The sequence below is a fragment of the Anabaena sp. AL93 genome (assembly GCF_001672085.1).
In the GTDB taxonomy this organism is placed as follows: domain Bacteria; phylum Cyanobacteriota; class Cyanobacteriia; order Cyanobacteriales; family Nostocaceae; genus Dolichospermum; species Dolichospermum heterosporum.
Window position 1 is genome coordinate 17,808 of record NZ_LJOU01000067.1, and the last position, 17,663, is coordinate 35,470.

13 protein-coding genes, 2 pseudogenes and 1 riboswitch are annotated in these 17,663 nt (G+C 39.8%); of the genes and pseudogenes, 14 read left to right on the forward strand and 1 reads right to left on the reverse strand.

Annotated features, from left to right (window positions below; all coding sequences use genetic code 11):
* Positions 1 to 5: 5 nt before the first annotated feature.
* From AN486_RS17395 to AN486_RS17450, 12 genes and pseudogenes are all read left to right on the forward strand, one after another.
* Entirely contained in the window at positions 6 to 524 is a 519-nt protein-coding gene (locus AN486_RS17395; RefSeq protein WP_039199433.1) for a DUF29 family protein, read from the forward strand.
* A 5-nt stretch (positions 525 to 529) separates the two neighbouring features.
* Positions 530 to 1,048, forward strand: a complete 519-nt coding sequence (locus AN486_RS17400) for a DUF29 family protein (RefSeq protein WP_053539717.1) — start codon at positions 530 to 532, stop codon at positions 1,046 to 1,048.
* Positions 1,049 to 1,245: 197 nt separating this feature from the next.
* On the forward strand, positions 1,246 to 2,271 hold the full coding sequence (gene gap, locus AN486_RS17405; RefSeq protein WP_053539718.1) for a type I glyceraldehyde-3-phosphate dehydrogenase: 1,026 nt from the start codon (positions 1,246 to 1,248) through the stop codon (positions 2,269 to 2,271).
* Positions 2,272 to 2,436: 165 nt separating this feature from the next.
* Positions 2,437 to 3,867 (forward strand): pyruvate kinase, encoded by a 1,431-nt coding sequence (pyk, locus tag AN486_RS17410; RefSeq protein WP_053539719.1) that lies wholly within the window; start codon positions 2,437 to 2,439, stop codon positions 3,865 to 3,867.
* A 136-nt stretch (positions 3,868 to 4,003) separates the two neighbouring features.
* Complete coding sequence (locus AN486_RS17415) at positions 4,004 to 5,005, forward strand: transaldolase (protein ID WP_053539720.1); 1,002 nt, start codon at positions 4,004 to 4,006, stop codon at positions 5,003 to 5,005.
* A 479-nt stretch (positions 5,006 to 5,484) separates the two neighbouring features.
* A riboswitch (cyclic di-AMP (ydaO/yuaA leader) is annotated at positions 5,485 to 5,597 on the forward strand.
* Between the two features lie 146 nt (positions 5,598 to 5,743).
* On the forward strand, positions 5,744 to 6,403 hold the full coding sequence (locus AN486_RS17420) for a universal stress protein (RefSeq protein ID WP_306459834.1): 660 nt from the start codon (positions 5,744 to 5,746) through the stop codon (positions 6,401 to 6,403).
* A 154-nt stretch (positions 6,404 to 6,557) separates the two neighbouring features.
* A pseudogene (locus tag AN486_RS17425) lies at positions 6,558 to 6,770 on the forward strand (type II toxin-antitoxin system HigA family antitoxin); the annotation flags it as partial.
* An 811-nt stretch (positions 6,771 to 7,581) separates the two neighbouring features.
* Positions 7,582 to 7,857 carry an NINE protein gene (locus AN486_RS17430; protein ID WP_053539721.1) on the forward strand — a complete coding sequence of 92 codons (276 nt, stop codon included), beginning with the start codon at positions 7,582 to 7,584 and terminating at the stop codon, positions 7,855 to 7,857.
* Between the two features lie 741 nt (positions 7,858 to 8,598).
* Positions 8,599 to 11,013 (forward strand): cation-translocating P-type ATPase, encoded by a 2,415-nt coding sequence (locus AN486_RS17435; RefSeq protein ID WP_290601806.1) that lies wholly within the window; start codon positions 8,599 to 8,601, stop codon positions 11,011 to 11,013.
* A gap of 793 nt (positions 11,014 to 11,806) precedes the next feature.
* Positions 11,807 to 12,100: pseudogene (locus tag AN486_RS17440) on the forward strand (FHA domain-containing protein); the annotation flags it as partial.
* Between the two features lie 58 nt (positions 12,101 to 12,158).
* Entirely contained in the window at positions 12,159 to 13,079 is a 921-nt protein-coding gene (locus AN486_RS17445; RefSeq protein WP_039199417.1) for a TIGR01777 family oxidoreductase, read from the forward strand.
* A 162-nt stretch (positions 13,080 to 13,241) separates the two neighbouring features.
* On the forward strand, positions 13,242 to 14,423 hold the full coding sequence (locus tag AN486_RS17450; protein ID WP_053539726.1) for an aldo/keto reductase: 1,182 nt from the start codon (positions 13,242 to 13,244) through the stop codon (positions 14,421 to 14,423).
* Between the two features lie 351 nt (positions 14,424 to 14,774).
* Here the strand turns inward: AN486_RS17450 and AN486_RS17455 are convergent, their stop codons facing one another.
* Entirely contained in the window at positions 14,775 to 15,791 is a 1,017-nt protein-coding gene (locus tag AN486_RS17455; protein ID WP_168637262.1) for a LysR family transcriptional regulator, read from the reverse strand.
* A 167-nt stretch (positions 15,792 to 15,958) separates the two neighbouring features.
* Between AN486_RS17455 and AN486_RS17460 the strand changes: the two genes are divergently transcribed.
* Together AN486_RS17460 and AN486_RS17465 are read left to right on the forward strand one after the other, a co-directional pair.
* Positions 15,959 to 16,675 carry an NnrU family protein gene (locus tag AN486_RS17460; protein WP_199924263.1) on the forward strand — a complete coding sequence of 239 codons (717 nt, stop codon included), beginning with the start codon at positions 15,959 to 15,961 and terminating at the stop codon, positions 16,673 to 16,675.
* Between the two features lie 573 nt (positions 16,676 to 17,248).
* Positions 17,249 to 17,635, forward strand: a complete 387-nt coding sequence (locus tag AN486_RS17465; RefSeq protein WP_053539729.1) for a thioredoxin domain-containing protein — start codon at positions 17,249 to 17,251, stop codon at positions 17,633 to 17,635.
* Positions 17,636 to 17,663 lie beyond the last annotated feature (28 nt).

Here is a 17,663-nt window from a genome sequence, read left to right on the forward strand (position 1 = left end):
TCAATATGACACAGGAATTAATAGACCTCAGAAATAGTATTTTAGAACAACGTTATACCGACGCTTTGGCTATTGTTGATGAATTAGAGGGGATGAGTAAACAGGCGATTTTACGGAATATTCAAGCATTTTTGAGAATTTTGTTAATTCATTTAGTTAAAAACCAAATAGAAACCCGATTAACTAACTCTTGGGTTGCTTCTATTCGTAATTCATTGATAGAAATTAAAAAAATAAATCTCAAAGAAAATAAAAAATCCTATTATATCAATCAAAGTGAATGGGGTAGTTGGTTAGAAGATGAAATTGAACTAGCAATAGCTGATGCTAGTTTAGAAGTATTGAACGGGATTTATAATGAATTTCAATTAGCGGAAATTGTCAATAGAAATGAGGTAATCTCTATCGCTAGAAAATTTTTGGAATTGACTCATTTATATTCTGTAAAGGAGTTACCAAAAACTATTGCTGAAATGCTAATTCAGTTACCCGGTGGTGAAGATTGGAAATTAGGGAAAAGGTAATTAATATGACTCAAGAATTAATAGACCTCAGAAATAGTATTTTAGAACAACGTTACAGCGACGCTTTGGCTATTATTGATGAATTAGAGGGGATGAGTAAAAAAGCCATATTACGACAAATTAAATCTTTTTTGAAAGTGTTGTTAATTCATCTGATTAAAAATCAAATCGAGAAAAGATTAACAAATTCTTGGGTTGCTTCTATTCGCAATTCATTGATAGAAATTCAAGATATTAATCTCAAAGAAAATAAAAAATCCTATTATATCAACCAAGATGAATGGAATAGTTGGTTAGAAGATGAAATTGAATTAGCCATAGCTGATGCTAGTTTAGAAGTATTGAACGGGACTTATAATGAATTTCAATTAGCAGAAATGGTCAATAGAAACGAGGTAATTTCTATCGCTAGGAAATTTTTGGAATTGACTCATTTACATTCTGTGAAAGAGTTACCAAAAACTATTGCTGAACTGTTAATACAGTTACCCGGTGGTGAAGATTGGAAATTAGGTAAAAGGTGAGATATTGATACAAATACATAAATATTTAAACTGAGTAGCCAATGATCACAAGTAATCAATGAACAATGACTAAACCTTAAAATATGCCAGTTAAATTAACTTTATGCCTTTTGTGACTGTAAGAATCAGCTAAGTCAGACTAGAATTAACCGGGCCAGTTAACCTTTGCTGAAATTCCCAACACAGGAGGTTTAATTTTGACGAAGTTGAAAATTGGTATTAATGGATTCGGTCGAATTGGTAGACTTGTGTTACGTGCCGGTCTTACTAATCCCAATATTGAATTTGTGGGAATTAATGATTTAGTTCCCCCCGATAACCTGGCTTATCTTCTCAAGTACGACTCCACACACGGGAGATTGAAAAGCAAAGTTGAAGCTAGAGAAGACGGTATAGTTATTGATGGTCATTTTATTCCTTGTGTATCTATGCGAAATCCCGCAGAACTACCTTGGGGTAAATTGGGAGTAGATTATGTTGTTGAATCTACAGGACTGTTCACAGATTACGCTGGGGCGGAAAATCACCTCAAAGCAGGTGCAAAGCGGGTTGTAATTTCTGCACCGACAAAAGAACCGGAAAAGGTAAAAACAATGGTCATGGGTGTAAATCATCACCTATTTGACCCCGCTAAAGATTTGATTGTTTCCAATGCAAGTTGTACTACAAATTGTTTAGCCCCCATTGCTAAAGTCATTAATGATAACTTCGGTTTAGCCGAAGGGTTAATGACCACAGTTCACGCCACAACAGCCACTCAGCCCACGGTAGATGGTCCCAGTCGCAAAGATTGGCGCGGTGGACGAGGTGCGGGTCAAAATATAATTCCCTCCGCTACAGGGGCGGCTAAAGCGGTGGCTTTGGTATTACCAGAATTGAAAGGTAAGTTAACTGGTATGGCTTTGAGAGTTCCCACTCCTGATGTCTCGGTGGTTGACTTGACTTTCAAAACCACCAAAGCCACTTCTTACAAAGAAATCTGTGCAGCCATGAAAAAAGCTGCGGAAGGTAATTTATCAGGTGTGTTAGGTTACACCGATGAAGAAGTAGTATCTACAGATTTTCAAGGTGATTCCCACTCCAGCATCTTCGACGCGGGTGCAGGAATTGAACTGAATGCTAATTTCTTCAAAATTGTCTCCTGGTATGACAACGAATGGGGTTACTCTAACCGCGTCGTTGATTTGATGTTGTCAATGGCCAAAAAAGAAGGATTGATTTAGGTGACAGGTGACAGGTGACAGGTGACAGGTGACAGGTGACAGGTGACAGTGAGAACCGCAAGAGGTAAGAGCAAGATTAATATTCTTCTCCCCCTGCTCTCTGCTCCCCTGCCTCTTCCAGGGCTTAACGGAGTGTGCTACCTTAACGTTACTCCTTACATACTTATGCGTCGCACTAAAATTGTTTGTACTATAGGACCGGCTACATCTTCACCTGAGAAGTTAGAAGCTTTGGTAAGGGCGGGAATGAATATGGCGCGGTTGAATTTTTCTCATGGCGCTTATGAGGCTCACGCCCAAGTTTTTCATCATCTGCGGCAGATTAGCAAGGATTTACACAAGCCAATTGCAATTATGCAGGATTTATGTGGGCCAAAGATTCGGTTAGGGAAATTACCACCGGAAGGGTTAATGTTAGAGGCTGGTAAGGAGGTGACTTTTCTTTTACAGGAGAAGGGTGAAAGTATTGACGAGTTACCCTTACCTCTACCCACCCTATTCGCTATGATGCGATGTGGTGAACCCATTTTAATTAATGATGGTCGGGTGAAATTAACTGTTACCAGTCGTGACGCTGATAGAATTCGCGCTCAGGTGAATATTGGCGGTTTGATTTCTTCTCATAAAGGTGTGAATTTACCCGCTACTCCTTTACCCGTAAGTTCGATTACGGAAAAGGATTTAATGGATTTGCGATTTGGGATACAATTAGGTGTAGACTGGGTGGCGGTTTCCTTTGTGCGATCGCCCCAAGACCTCGAACCTGCACGCCGCATGATTGAAGGTGCTGGCTCAAAGATTCGCCTGATTGCTAAAATTGAACGGGCAGAAGCTGTGGAACAGCTAGATGCTATCATTGCAGCCGCTGACGGTATTATGATTGCTCGTGGGGATTTAGGGGTCGAAGTACCAATATATAACGTCCCCTTAATTCAAAAAGACATTGCTCGTCGTTGTAATCAAGCTGGTAAACCCGTGATTACAGCTACTCAAATGTTAGAGTCCATGATTAGCGCCCCTGACCCAACCCGCGCTGAAGCCACGGACGTTGCTAACTCGATTTTCGATGGCACAGATGCAGTTATGTTGTCTGGAGAAACGGCAATGGGTGACTATCCGATTGCGGCTGTCCAAATCATGCACAATATCGCCTTACAAACAGAAACAGCACTGCAAGAGGGAAATAGACATTCTTGGATTCCCGAAGCTGGTAGTCTCTCTGTCACAGAATCAGTATCTCAATCGGTTTGTCGCATTGCCTATGAAATTGGTGCGAAGGCGATTCTCTGTAATACTACATCAGGAAGTACAGCCAAACTCGTTTCTAAATATCGTCCCAGCACACCAATTATTGCGCTGACTTCTGACTGTACAGCTTACCGTCAATTAGCTTTATCTTGGGGTGTAGAACCCCTACTGATTCAACCTGTTCACACCGCCGAAGAAATGTTTGTGAATGTGGTAAACACCGTTGTAGATAGTGGTTTAGTTCAGGAAGGAGACAAGGTGGTGATTACCTCTGGTGTCCCAATTGGTCAATCTGGAACAACAAGTTTAATTAAAGTGCATTCTATTGGACAGCCAATTACGGCATGACGCATTTAAAATGGGTAGTTGGTAATGGGTAGGTGATTGGTAATTGGGAAAATTCTTGTTCCCTAACCCCTAACCACTGACCCCTAACCACTGACTACTGACCACTGACTACTGACCACTGACATTGGAGTATGTTATGCCTAAGAACTTACTAGAAGCACTACGGGCAGTAACCGTTGTGGTAGCGGATACGGGAGATATCCAATCAATTGAACAGTTTAAACCTCAAGATGCTACTACCAATCCTTCACTGATTACTGCTGCGGCACAAATGGCGGAATATCAGGATATTGTTGATCAAACTTTACTCAAAGCTAAAAAAGATGCTGGCACTGCCGCTAGTCAAGCACAGGTGGTATCCCTGGCTTTTGACCGTTTAGCGGTATCTTTTGGATTAAAGATTTTGCAAATTATTCCCGGTCGGGTGTCTACAGAAGTAGATGCTCGATTATCTTATGATACTGATGCTACTGTAGCTAAAGCCCGGGATTTAATCGCTCAGTATAAAGCCGCTGGTATTTCTAAAGAGCGGGTTTTGATTAAAATTGCCTCCACTTGGGAAGGTATCAAAGCTGGGGAAATTTTGGAAAAAGAAGGTATTCACTGTAACTTAACTTTACTATTTGGTCTGCACCAAGCGATCGCCTGTGCGGAAGCTGGTATCACTTTAATTTCTCCTTTCGTTGGTCGGATTCTTGACTGGTACAAGAAAGATACTGGTCGGGATAGCTATCCCGCAGCGGAAGATCCAGGTGTATTATCTGTAACTAGCATTTATAACTACTATAAAAAGTTTGGTTATAAAACCGAGGTAATGGGCGCTAGTTTCCGCAATATTGGTGAAATTACAGAATTGGCTGGTTGCGATTTGCTGACTATTTCTCCAGGGTTGTTGACAGAATTGCAAAACACTGTTGCTGAATTACCCCGCAAACTTGATCCTGCCAAGGCAGCAGGGTTATCAATTGCCAAAATCTCTGTTGATAAAGCTACTTTTGATCAAATGCACAATGGCGATCGCATGGCTTCTGATAAACTTGCAGAAGGTATTGATGGTTTTACCAAGGCTTTGATTTCTTTGGAAAAACTATTGGCCGAAAGATTGGCTCGTTTAGAAAGTGAAAAGGTAACTGCTTAATAATAGGTAATGGGTAATGGGTAATTGGTAAAATTCTTACTTGTTCTCTATTACCTATTACCTGCTTGATCTACTACAAGGCTGTTAAGAATCTCCTGTTTCAATTAAGTAGGTTGGCGTTGAAAATTGTCGTTATGGCAAGGCAAAAGGCAAGAGGCAAGAGGCAAGAGTGAAGAGGGTTTGGGCGATTTTACGTTTCTTTACACAGTTTGGTTTTATTGTGTTCACCTACTTAATTCATTTTTTTTAAATCTTGAAAAATAGCCCTTAAACATAATTAAATCACGAATTATAGCTAAATTCCAACTTTTTTAATTCTGGCAATATTAAAATAGTTTAAATCATTAAATATTAGTAAAAATAGGAAAAATTAGTAATTAAGCTCCTGACTACAACCATATCCTCAATATTCTTAACCTTGACTTTATTTAAACCTAGTGTAATAGTATTAATATATTTTTAGTGGGTAGCCTAATTCAAATTCATCAAAGCTGAATTTGAAACGGAGGAACCAAGTATTTGGGGCTAATCTTACGAGAGACACCTTCCAGTCTTAGCCCGTCAGCTAACTCCGTCGGCAATGGAAGGAACTTCCAAAATCTTGGCTGTAATATTCAGTTATGATTGGGGCTTCCTTAAATAAATTTTAGATTTTGGATTTGAGATAAATCTGAAATTTAAAATTGTCATCCCCCGCTTCTCATTGATTAATCGTTTCAAGGGAGAGAAGTTAAAACTGTGAAAATTAAGCCAATGTTAGCACGATTACAAAGTGCTATCGGTCGTGATGACCTAATTGAACAAATGGTATTACTACCAGAAACTCAAAAATCATTTTCTAAAAGAGTTTCTCAGGCAAAATCAGCCAATTTTATCGTGGGATATAATGGTTCACCTGAAAGTCACACAGCCCTAGATATCGCTTGTTGGATTGCTCACCAAACGAGTTTAGCTACTAACTCTCAAATTACAGTTCAAGCCGTTTATGTAGTAGAAGAAAACTTCAATTGCCAGTCTGTTGATATATTCAATGTTGCCAATAATAAAGCTCAATTAGAATCCCAATTCAGCAATACATCAAAGCCAGCCACGTTGCGATTAAATCAACCCAAAGGAACAGCAATTTTACCGCAATTGGAAAGAGAATCTAGGACTTCTATTAAGGAAGCAGACAGAATTATTTGGCAAGCCAAAACTCTAGCCGAAGAATGGCAAGGTTCGTTTAAATCTCATTTGCGATTTGGCAACATTGCTAAAGAACTAAAGAAGGTTGTGCAATTAGAAAGTGCAGATATTCTCTTTTTAGGCTGCCAATCTAGTAATCATCCCATGATTACAACACTCGGTAAAAATTTCCCTTGTGCAGTTTTGGGTATTCCCCATTCTATTAATGAATAATTCTCTGTTTTCAATGAAAGTGATGGGAATTTAATTTCAAATTATGAAAAGTCACTTATACTTTAAGTGGCTTTTTCGTTAATTCCTAACTTCTATTGATAAACCGTTCTCTAAATGAGAACATATTGATCAAGTAAGATTTGCATTTTCAAATAAAAATAAACACTACCCTATTGAACCATCATCTCCCCATGCCATGTTAGAACATTTAATGAATGCTAGGGGAATTAAACAATCTGATTTGGTAGGAGTTATTGGTTCTAAAGGTGTGGTTTCTGAGGTTGTGAATAGGAAAAGAGCAATTAGTAAGGCTCAAGCAAAAGCATTAGGAGAATTTTTTAATGTTTCTCCAGGATTGTTTATTTAAATTAAGGCGTGATTATTCTAGTCGTCTTGAGACGACTTTTGCTATTAGACTCAGAATTTATTCTGAGGCGGTTTTAAGCTAAGTAGGTGAACACAATAAAACCAAACTGTGTAAAGAAACGTAAAATCGCCCAAACCCTCTTCACTCTTGCCTCTTGCCTCTTGCCTTTTGCCTTGCCATAACGACAATTTTCAACGCCAACCTACTTATCTTATCCTTAACAATTGCCCCGCGATGTTCTAAAGTCAGCATTTGTAACCCACATTCCGCACCCTTGACTGTCACAAACGGTGATTACGGAAATTGATTCATAAAAAAGGAGTAAAAAATTACCTTTAGCCAAAAAAATAGATTTTGGATAGGAAAATTTATTTGCCTGCCTACTTACTTCTCAAAAAAATCTTCCGGATTTCACAATAATAGATATGTAGAAAAATCCATAGTGTTGGATATGTTGGATATTTACTGATTTTGAGGTTAATTATTACCTGAAATTTGGTGAATATTAAGCACAATATTTCTCTGCAAATTTGCTATGTCTGATCGAAAAATTTAGTATTTTGATGATGGCTTTTCATGAGTATCTTATCATTATTTAAATCATATATAGGATTACCAGTAAATAAATATGACTAATCACTAATTACCAATTACTAATTACCAAGGAGTAAGTAGGTTGATGTTGAAAATTGTCGTTATAGCAAGGCAAGAGGCAAGAGGCAAGAGGCAATAGTAAAGAAGTTTTCAGCGATTTTACGTTTCTTTACACAGTTTGGTTTTATTGTGTTCACCTACTTACTTATATCTCAATATGACTAATATTAACCCATCTCACACTATGAAACAACTGTTAGCTGGTTATGCTGGAATTATTTTTGGTGGATTTGGGCTACATAAATTCATTCTTGGTTATACTTTAGAAGGTTTTATTATGTTAGCAGTTTCTATAATCGGTGGTTCTTTTACCTATGGATTTACATTAATAGTTATGCAGCTTGTTGGTTTGATTGAAGCTATGATTTACTTAAATAAATCTCATGAAGAATTTGTTAATACCTATTTTGTGAATAAGCAAGCTTGGTTTTAGAAAGTTTGTCATGTCAAATTAAGTAGGTTGGCGTTGAAAATTGTCGTTATGGCAAGGCAAAAGGCAAGAGGCAAGAGGGAAGAGTGAAAAGGGTTTGGGCGATTTTACGTTTCTTTACACAGTTTGGTTTTATTGTGTTCACCTACTTAATATGCAGTTGCTCAAATATAAACAGATGCACTTGTTAGTCTTGCTAATAATGAGTACGGGATATTTTAGTATAGTATCAGACTGGGAAATTAATTATTTCTGTAAAAGCCTAATTTTGATGTTACCAGTACAATTAACTGCTGTAATTTACACAGCTAAAATTAAACTATGATTTTTGTGATTTAGATGATTTAGTCTCACGCAAAGACGCAATCACGCTTCGTGATCTCGTATAGAGTAGACGCAAAGGTAAGATTTTTAAAGGTTCAATTTGGGAATTTCATACCTCAATATGGCTACGCCACGCAGGCTATCAGCAACGCCGGATTTAAGTAGGTGAACACAATAAAACCAAACTGTGTAAAGAAATGTAAAATCGCCTAAACCCTCTTCACTCTTGCCTCTTGCCTCTTGCCTTGCCATAACGACAATTTTCAACGCCAACCTACTTAGATGATTTTGGGGAGTTGGGGTTTTAAACGGAAACTTAATATTGTTCACTTGGTGAAAGTGGCAGATTTCCCTTAACCTCAAAGTAGAGACGCTGGTTATTAAGCGTTAAACTAACAAAAGCGAACCTCAAAACTAGCCATGCAACTGATCCCAAAATCTGAAATACTTAGAGAATCTGTCCCCCCCACAAAAATACTTAACTCAGAGAAAATTATTTTAGATGTTGGGGGGATGAAGTGTGCTGGATGCGTGAATGCAGTAGAAAAACAGCTTATTCAGCATTCAGGGGTTAAAAGCGTTTGTGTTAATCTCGCAACGGAAGTTGCAGTCGTAGAGGCAGAAGTTGGTACTGTAGATGTAGAGGCGTTAGTTCAAGGATTAACGGCTACAGGATTTCCTAGCCAATTACGGACGGGTAAAAGTGCTGGTGATAATCTGCAATCCGCTGTGGAAGCAAGACAACGCCAGGAAATGCAGGGGACAGTTAGACAGTTAGGAATTGCTGGTCTATTACTGCTACTATCGGGAATTGGTCATTTTGGTAATATTGGATCTGTTATTTTTCCCTTTTTAAATGATATCTGGTTTCATTGTGGATTGGCGACGATCGCTATTATTATTCCTGGTAGACCAATTTTAGTGGAAGGTTGGCTAGGTTGGCGACGGGGTGCGCCGAATATGAATACTCTCATTGGTTTGGGAACGTTAACAGCCTATACTGCAAGTTTGGTAGCGTTATTGTTTCCCCAAATGGGTTGGGAATGCTTTTTTGATGAACCTGTGATGATGTTGGGTTTTATTCTTTTGGGGAGGACTTTGGAAAAACAGGCTAGAGGACGTGCTGCTAAAGCGTTTCGCCAATTGTTGGCTTTAGCCCCCCAAACAGCCCGGTTAATTATTAACCCAGAACCGGAAAAATTGATTGCTGGGGCAAATATTATGGAAATTCCGGCGGAACAGGTGCGTGTGGGTGAATGGTTGCAGGTGTTACCAGGGGATAAAATTCCGGTAGATGGTGAGGTGCGTTTTGGACAAACTACCATAGATGAATCCATGCTGACAGGGGAAGTAGTACCTGTGATGAAGCAACCGGGAGATACTGTGACTGGGGGAACTTTAAATCAATCAGGAGCGATCGCTATTCAAGCTACCCGCACTGGTGATGATACAATTTTAGCCCAAATTGTGGCTTTAGTAGAAGCCGCCCAAACTCGCAAAGCCCCAGTCCAAAAATTAGCTGATACGGTGGCTGGATATTTTACTTATGGTGTCTTAACAGCGGCTGGTTTAACCTTCGTATTTTGGTATTTGCTGGGAACTCACCTCTGGCCAGATGTTACCATGTCCGGGGCGATGGCAATGGCTCACAATATGGGACATAATCCCCAACATTTATTACCGCACACTCAATATTCTTCCCTATTAATTAGTTTAAAATTAGCGATCGCTGTGATGGTAGTTGCTTGTCCCTGTGCTTTAGGATTAGCTACCCCGACAGCGATTTTAGTAGGAACAGGAATGGGTGCAGAACGGGGACTATTAATCAAAGGTGGCGACGTTTTAGAAAAAGTCCACAAACTAGACACGGTAGTTTTTGATAAAACCGGAACTCTCACCACAGGTAAACCCACTGTCACTGATTGTCTAGTTATTGCCAAATCAACTTTACCATCATCTCTCATTCAACTAGCCGCAGCCGTAGAAAGTGGTACTTATCACCCCCTAGCTACAGCTATTCAGCAAGAAGCCAAAGCCAGAGAGTTAATCATCCCCCATGCTGTAGACTTCCATACCGAACCAGGTATGGGCGTATCCGCTGTCGTCGAGGGAAAAAAAGTTCTTTTAGGTAACTGGGAATGGTTTAATTACCACCAAATCAATATTAATGAAACAGCAGAAAAACAGAGACAAAGACTAGCCACAGAAGGAAAAACCGTAATTGGTGTAGCTGTAGATGGGACTTTAAGCGGATTAATTGCCGTTAGTGATACCCTCAGACCAGATGCGAAAACCGCAGTAGATAAACTCCGACAAATGGGTTTGCGCGTGATGCTCCTTAGTGGTGATAGATTAGAAGCAGCCCAGGCGATCGCTAAACAACTAGGAATCGCCAACACCGACATCATGGCAGGTATCCCCCCAGCCCAAAAAGCCGCCACCATTCAATCTCTTCAATGTGGGAAGATCAACACATTTGTTGCTATGGTAGGAGATGGCATCAATGACGCGCCAGCCTTATCACAGGCAGATGTCGGTATCGCCCTACATTCTGGAACCGATGTCGCTATGGAAACGGCTGAAATTATCTTAATGAGAAATTCCCTGACCGATGTTGTCAAGGCGATTCAGCTAAGTCGAGCCACTTTTAATACTATCCGTCAGAATTTATTTTGGGCTTTTGCCTATAATACAATAGGTATTCCCCTCGCTGCTGGAGTATTACTACCTGTCTATGGTTTCGTTCTAGGACCTGCCAGTGCAGCAGCATTAATGGCTTTTAGCTCCGTCAGTGTTGTTACCAACTCAATTTTATTAAGGAGGTTTGTTCCCTAGCAGCGCAAAGTGAAAGTTAAAAGTCACTCGATTTGGGATTGAGGATTTTTCTGTCCTCAAGGACGGGTCTTGTACCAAATTCTTTTAATCTAAAATCTAAAATTCCCGGTCAACACCAACACAGTGTAGAACCTTTGGCAATTGAGAATGACTGATCAAAGTTTAGGTAATTATCCTATACTTAAAACGGCTCGATTGTTTGATTCTAAACGCAGGGGTAAAGCAAGAGCTTCATAGGTGTCAACTTAAGCTCAAATCCCTACCACATCTAGTTCCTAGTCTCTGACTAGGAATGCAGTTGATGAGGCTCTGCCTCTAATATTATTGAAGGCAGAGCCTTCTAGAATTCATTCCCAGTCTCTGACTGGGAATGAGATGACTTGAGTTCTTTGCGGGATAGAGGTTTTACGTTAGAGACTTCCAAATAAAAAAATGTCCCAAAACTGATGCAGAAATTCTCTCTCTGTGTACTCTGTGCCTCTGTGGTTCGTTTCTTAGGATAATTTATTTCTTGGAAGTCTCTTAAGGGACTTCCAATTAAAAAAATACCCAAAAATTTATTGTGGCGCAGCCATCTTGCCTGCTAATCATCAAGGACGGGCAGGACTTGTGCTGAGCTTGCGATGCCCTGAGCCTGTCGAAGGGTCGAAGTATGCCCATCCCACAAAATTGGGTAATTTATTTTTTGGTGTTCCCTAAGTTGACACCTATGAGCAGTGCTAAACCCCTTGTATCGTAATAAGGAGAGAAAAGAGTAAAAGTTTAAATCTCACCCGTGTTTAGTATACCTATCATGGCAACAGAAGCAGCAAACAATGAAAACCATCTACTGATTATTGAAGATCACCAAGGACGCAAAAAATTTTTTTTGGAAGACCCCGTTTATTCTATTGGTAGAGATCGAGATTGTAATATCCGTCTATTCTCCCAGTTTGTTTCTCGTTATCATGCCACATTAGTAAGATTACCACGCCCCAATAGTCAACGATATTATTATCGAATTGTAGATGGTGATGCCAAAGGAAAACCCAGTTCTAATGGTTTAATAATCAATGGGCAAAAAATTCCCACTCATAACCTCCGCAATAATAGAATCTTGATTTAATTCTCATTCCTCAGTAGATAATAAACAACACGAAATATCAATGAAAATAGCAATTAGTGGTGCAACAGGATTTGTAGGTAGTCGGTTGGTAGAAAGACTACACACGGAAGGTCATAGAATTTTGGTATTAACTCGCAACCCTACCTTTGCTCAAAAGGTTTTTCCCTCCCCAGCATTTCCTAATTTAGAAATTATCGCCTATACTCCTAGTGTATCCGGCACTTGGCAAGATGCTATAGCTGGTTGTGACGGCGTAGTTAATTTAGCAGGAGAACCCATTGCTGAGGGACGTTGGACACCAGAACGCAAGCAGGAAATTCTCAACACTCGCAAACTAGGAACACAAAAAATTGTCGAAGCTATAGCTAAAGCTAATCCTCGCCCCATTGTCCTAGTCAATACTTCGGCTATTGGTTACTACGGAACCAGTGAAACTGCCAGTTTTAATGAAGATAGTGCCTCTGGTAACGACTTTCTCGCTCAAGTCTGTCAAGAATGGGAACAGGAAGCTACCAAGGTAAAAGATACCAATGTGCGGTTAGTAATTTTACGCTTTGGGATTGTTTTGGGTAATGGTGGTGCTTTGGGGAAAATGATTACCCCCTTTAAACTCTTTGCTGGTGGACCCATTGGCAGTGGTCAACAGTGGTTTTCCTGGATTCATTTAGATGATATCGTCGGTTTAATTATCCAAGCTTTAACTAAACCAACAATGGAGGGAGTGTATAATGCCACTGCCCCTCAACCAGTTCGCATGAATGATTTAAGTACAACTATGGGTAACGTCATGAATCGTCCCTCTTGGTTGCCTGTGCCAGGATTCGCCATAGAAGCTATATTAGGAGACGGGGCAAAGGTAGTTTTGGAAGGACAAAAGGTTTTACCCAAACGCACTTTAGAGTCGGGTTTTGAGTATCAATATCCGAATTTGCAATCAGCACTAACGCAGATTCTCACCTAATTCTTAGTTGATAGATAAGTAGGTTGGCATTAAAAATTGTCGTTATGGGAAGGCAAGAGGCAAGAGGCAATCATGCAAGAGTGAAGAAGCTTTGGGCGATTTTACTTTTCTTTACACACTTTGGTTTTATTGTGTTCACCTACTTAGTTCAAAAATTCACAGATGCTATACAAACGTTTTGGTCGGACAGAATTACAAATGCCCGTTTTCTCCTGCGGGGGAATGCGCTATCAATATAAATGGCAGGATGTCACACCAGAGGAAATTCCTACAGATAATCAAGAGAATTTAGAAGCTGTAATTCGTCGTTCTGTAGAATTGGGAATTAATCATATTGAAACTGCACGGGGTTATGGAACATCAGAAATGCAGTTGGGAAAAATCCTGCCTCAGTTTCCCCGTGAAAAATTAATAGTCCAAACAAAAGTTTCTCCTGTTGCAGATGCTCAAGAATTTCGCAAAACGTTTGAAAAATCTTTGGCTTACCTTCAGTTAGATTATGTTGATTTATTTGGGTTACATGGGATTAATAATGCAGAAATTTGGGATTATAGTATTCGTGAAGGTGGTTGTTTAGAAGTAGCAAGACAGTTACAGTCTGAGGGTAAAATTAAATTTATTGGTTTTTCTACTCATGCTCCCATAGAGATAATTTTGCAAGCAATTAATAGTAATCAATTTGATTATGTAAATTTGCATTGGTACTATATTAATCAATGGAATTGGGCTGCTATTGAAGCTGCAAATAAATTAGATATGGGTGTATTTATTATTAGCCCTTCTAATAAAGGCGGGTTATTATATCAACCTGCCAAAAAATTAGTTGATTTGTGTGCGCCTTTGAGTCCAATGGTGTTTAATGATTTATTTTGTTTGAGTCGTCCTCAAGTGCATACTTTGAGTATAGGTGCAGCAAAACCAACTGATTTTGATGAGCATTTAAAGACTTTGGCATTGTTAGATAATGCGGCAGAAATTTTACCACCAATTATTTCTAGATTGGAATCGGAAGCGGTCAATATTTTAGGAGAAGATTGGGTAAAAACCTGGGAAACTAATCTACCAACTTGGGAAGAAACGCCAGGAGAAGTAAATATGCGGGTGATTTTGTGGCTGTTAAATTTGACTTTGGCTTATGACATGATTGACTATGGGAAAATGCGTTACAATCTCTTAGGACAGGCTAATCATTGGTTTCCTGGTAATCGGGCTGATAAGTTAGGTGAATTAGATTTAAGAGAATGTCTTGTTAATAGTCCCCAATCTGAAAAAATTCCCCAGATGTTAGCTAAAGCCCAGGATATATTAGGAAGTGCGGAGATAAAGCGTTTGTCTCAAGAATAGGGAACAGGGAACAGGGAACAGGGAACAGGGAACAGGGAACAGGGAACAGGGAACAGGGAACAGGGAATAGGTAATAGGTAATAGGTAATAGGGAACAGGGAATAGGTAATAGGGAACAGGGAATAGGTAATAGGTAATAGGTAATAGGTAATAGGGAACAGGGAATAGGTAATAGGGAACAGGGAACAGGTAACAGGGAACAGGTAATAGGGAACAGGGAACAGGGAACAGGGGACGTTGACAGTGGAAGTATAGTAGACTTCCATATTATTCATTAGTCAGTAGTCAGATGAGTGACTGGTCATTAGCAATTTGCCGTTAACTAATGACTTTTGACCAGTGACAAGATGTTTAACTGGCATCAGAAGAGCTAGGTGTTGCTACATCTAATGTACTATTTACCACAGAATTCATTTGTGACAATTGTAACATATCCTCAGTCCAGCCAGGGTTAGCAAACTGAGGTAATATTTCCTTGCTAAATGCTTCGGCGGCTTTTGATCTATAGCGGTTGGGGTTAAATATCAGCCAGAGTGTGCGCTTCACCACAACTCCTTCGATAGGGGTGCGGTGAAGGACACCCATTTGTAATTCTTTAGCGATCGCTGATGTAGAAACAAAGGCAGCACCTAAGCCTGACTGGACAGCGTTTTTAATAGCTTCTATGGAATTTAGTTCCATCTCAAACTTAAACCGTCTGGTGTCAATATCACAACGGGCTAAAACCTGATCAATGACTTTGCGGATAGTTGATTGGGAGTCAAGAGCAATGAATTGTAGTTTATATAGGTCTTCTTTTTGGATGGTTTCTAATTTAGCAAAGGGATGGGAGGTAGGTAAGATGAGCGCCAATTCATCTTCAGCATAGGGAACAGTTTTTAAAGATTCCCCTAATTCCGTGGGAATTTCTCCGCCAATAATCGCCAGATCAACCTGACCATTAGATACACTCCAAGCGGTGCGTCGGGTTGAATGGACGTGCAATTGCACAGCTACTTCTGGATATTTTTGTCGAAATAAACCGATCATTTTCGGCAGAAGATAAGTGCCGGTGGTTTGAGATGCGCCTACAATTAATGTACCCCCTTGAAGATTTTGGAGGTCTTCAATCGCGCGGCAGGTTTCCTGACACAAGCTGAGGATTTTGTCTCCGTAGTTGAGGAGTAAATGCCCAGCTTCAGTTAATTGAGCGCGACGACCACCTCGATCAAATAGAGGGACATCCAGTTGCCGTTCCAGGTTTTGAACTTGCAAACTGACAGCGGGTTGGGAGACGTAAAGGCTATCAGCCGCCCGTTTGAAACTCCCCTCTTGGGCGATCGCTTTGAGAATACGTAACTGATCTAAGGTAAAAGGAAGGTCAGACATAAGGCTTAACCCACAAACTGGGGTGCATGAGTAACTTTAAAAATAAATCGAAATGAATAGTTTGGTCACTAAGCATGATTTATGGCATTGTTAACATTTGAAGAACCGTGAATTTTGACTTTGCTTTGCGGTACTAGCTGATTTGAATTTTGAATTGAGTTGTATATATGATGCCCAATCATTGGTTTACCTCCAGTCATTTTGTCATACTAGGGTTACAATTAGTTTTTGCGATCGCTCACAGCGGAGGGGCAGCTTTACGTCCTTGGGCAGAAAAATACATTGGACCAAGACTTTATCGCATTATCTTTGCATTAATTAGCCTCCCTTTGGCTGTGATCTTAATTGTTTACTTTTTTAATCACCGTTATGATGGACAGCAACTTTGGCAAGTACAGGGCATAACAGGTGTAAGAACATTAGTCTGGGTACTATCAGCTATATCCTTTTTATTTTTATATCCTGCTACCTTCAATCTACTAGAAATTGCTGCCATTCAAAAGCCCCAAGTTCATCTTTATGAAACAGGAATTATCCGTATTACCCGTCATCCGCAAATGGTGGGACAAGTTATTTGGTGTGTAGCCCATACCCTGTGGCTAGGTACTAGTTTTACCCTTGTCACCTCCATTGGGTTGATACTACATCATCTATTTGGAGTATGGCATGGCGATCGCCGTTTAAGTCAACGTTATGGAGAAGCCTTTGAAGTTGTCAAACAGCGAACTTCCATTATCCCCTTTCAAGCGATTATTGATGGTCGTCAATCCTTGCACTGGCAGGAATTTCTCCGCCCTGCTTATTTAGGGGTTGCCATTTTCACAGGTCTATTATGGTGGTCTCACCCCTTGTTATTAGTGGCAACAAGTAGGATAATATGGTAGTTTGGTGTGATCCCCAAGATCAACAAAACATATAAATTTAACGAAACTTTGTCCTGATCACTTGCTACCAAAACAATGTACGATAAACTCAAACATATATCATTAAACTTTTTCCCAATGGGATCAGAAAAAGAATTTATCCACCAGGTTTCAGTGGACCTTATACTCGTAAACAAACAATAGCCATCTACCAGACTGGAAACAGGCATTAAGTAGCAATGTAGAGACTGCAATAACCCGCACTGTCACCATTGTCAAATTTTTCCCAAGCAGTTGTAATCAGGATTTGAAATGTAGAACAGCCAGCGCGGTATACACAGTGGCTTTTTTGTCAGCAGGAAACATCAAAATCCTTAATAGCAGGGGTCAGGAGTCAGGAATCACCGATTTAGGAGTAAAACCCTGTTGTCGGCTGAATTTAATCAATAGCTACGGTGCGTTGACACGAACAATTGATATCCTCCGCCTTGTCTGTTGCTAGAAAATTTAAAATTCAAATTGGTAATTTATACCGATTTGCTCCTGCTGACAATCAACTTTTGATATAAAAACCTTATAATCACAAGAGGCATCATGGTGTTGTCGGTTAATGAACGGACATTTACTCAAGAAGTTTTAGAATCCCCTGTACCCGTTTTGGTGAATTTTGAAGCTCCCTGGTGTGGGCTTTGCCGCCTCATTCACCCACTGTTATCACAATTTCAGACTCAGTGTGGTGATGAACTTAAATTGGTGGGAGTTAACGCTGATCAAAATTTCAAGCTATCAAATACTTATAGACTGAAATCATTACCAACCTTACTGTTGATAGAAAAAGGTATAGTTAGACAAAGACTAGAAGGTTTTCGGAGTAAAGACGATTTACGTCTAGCCTTAGAAGCAATTAGACTCACATATACAAGTCAAGAAAAAATAGATACAGCAGAAGTCAGAAGTCAGGAGTCAGGAGTTAGGAGGTAGGAGAGCAGGGAGTAGGGGGAGTAGGGGG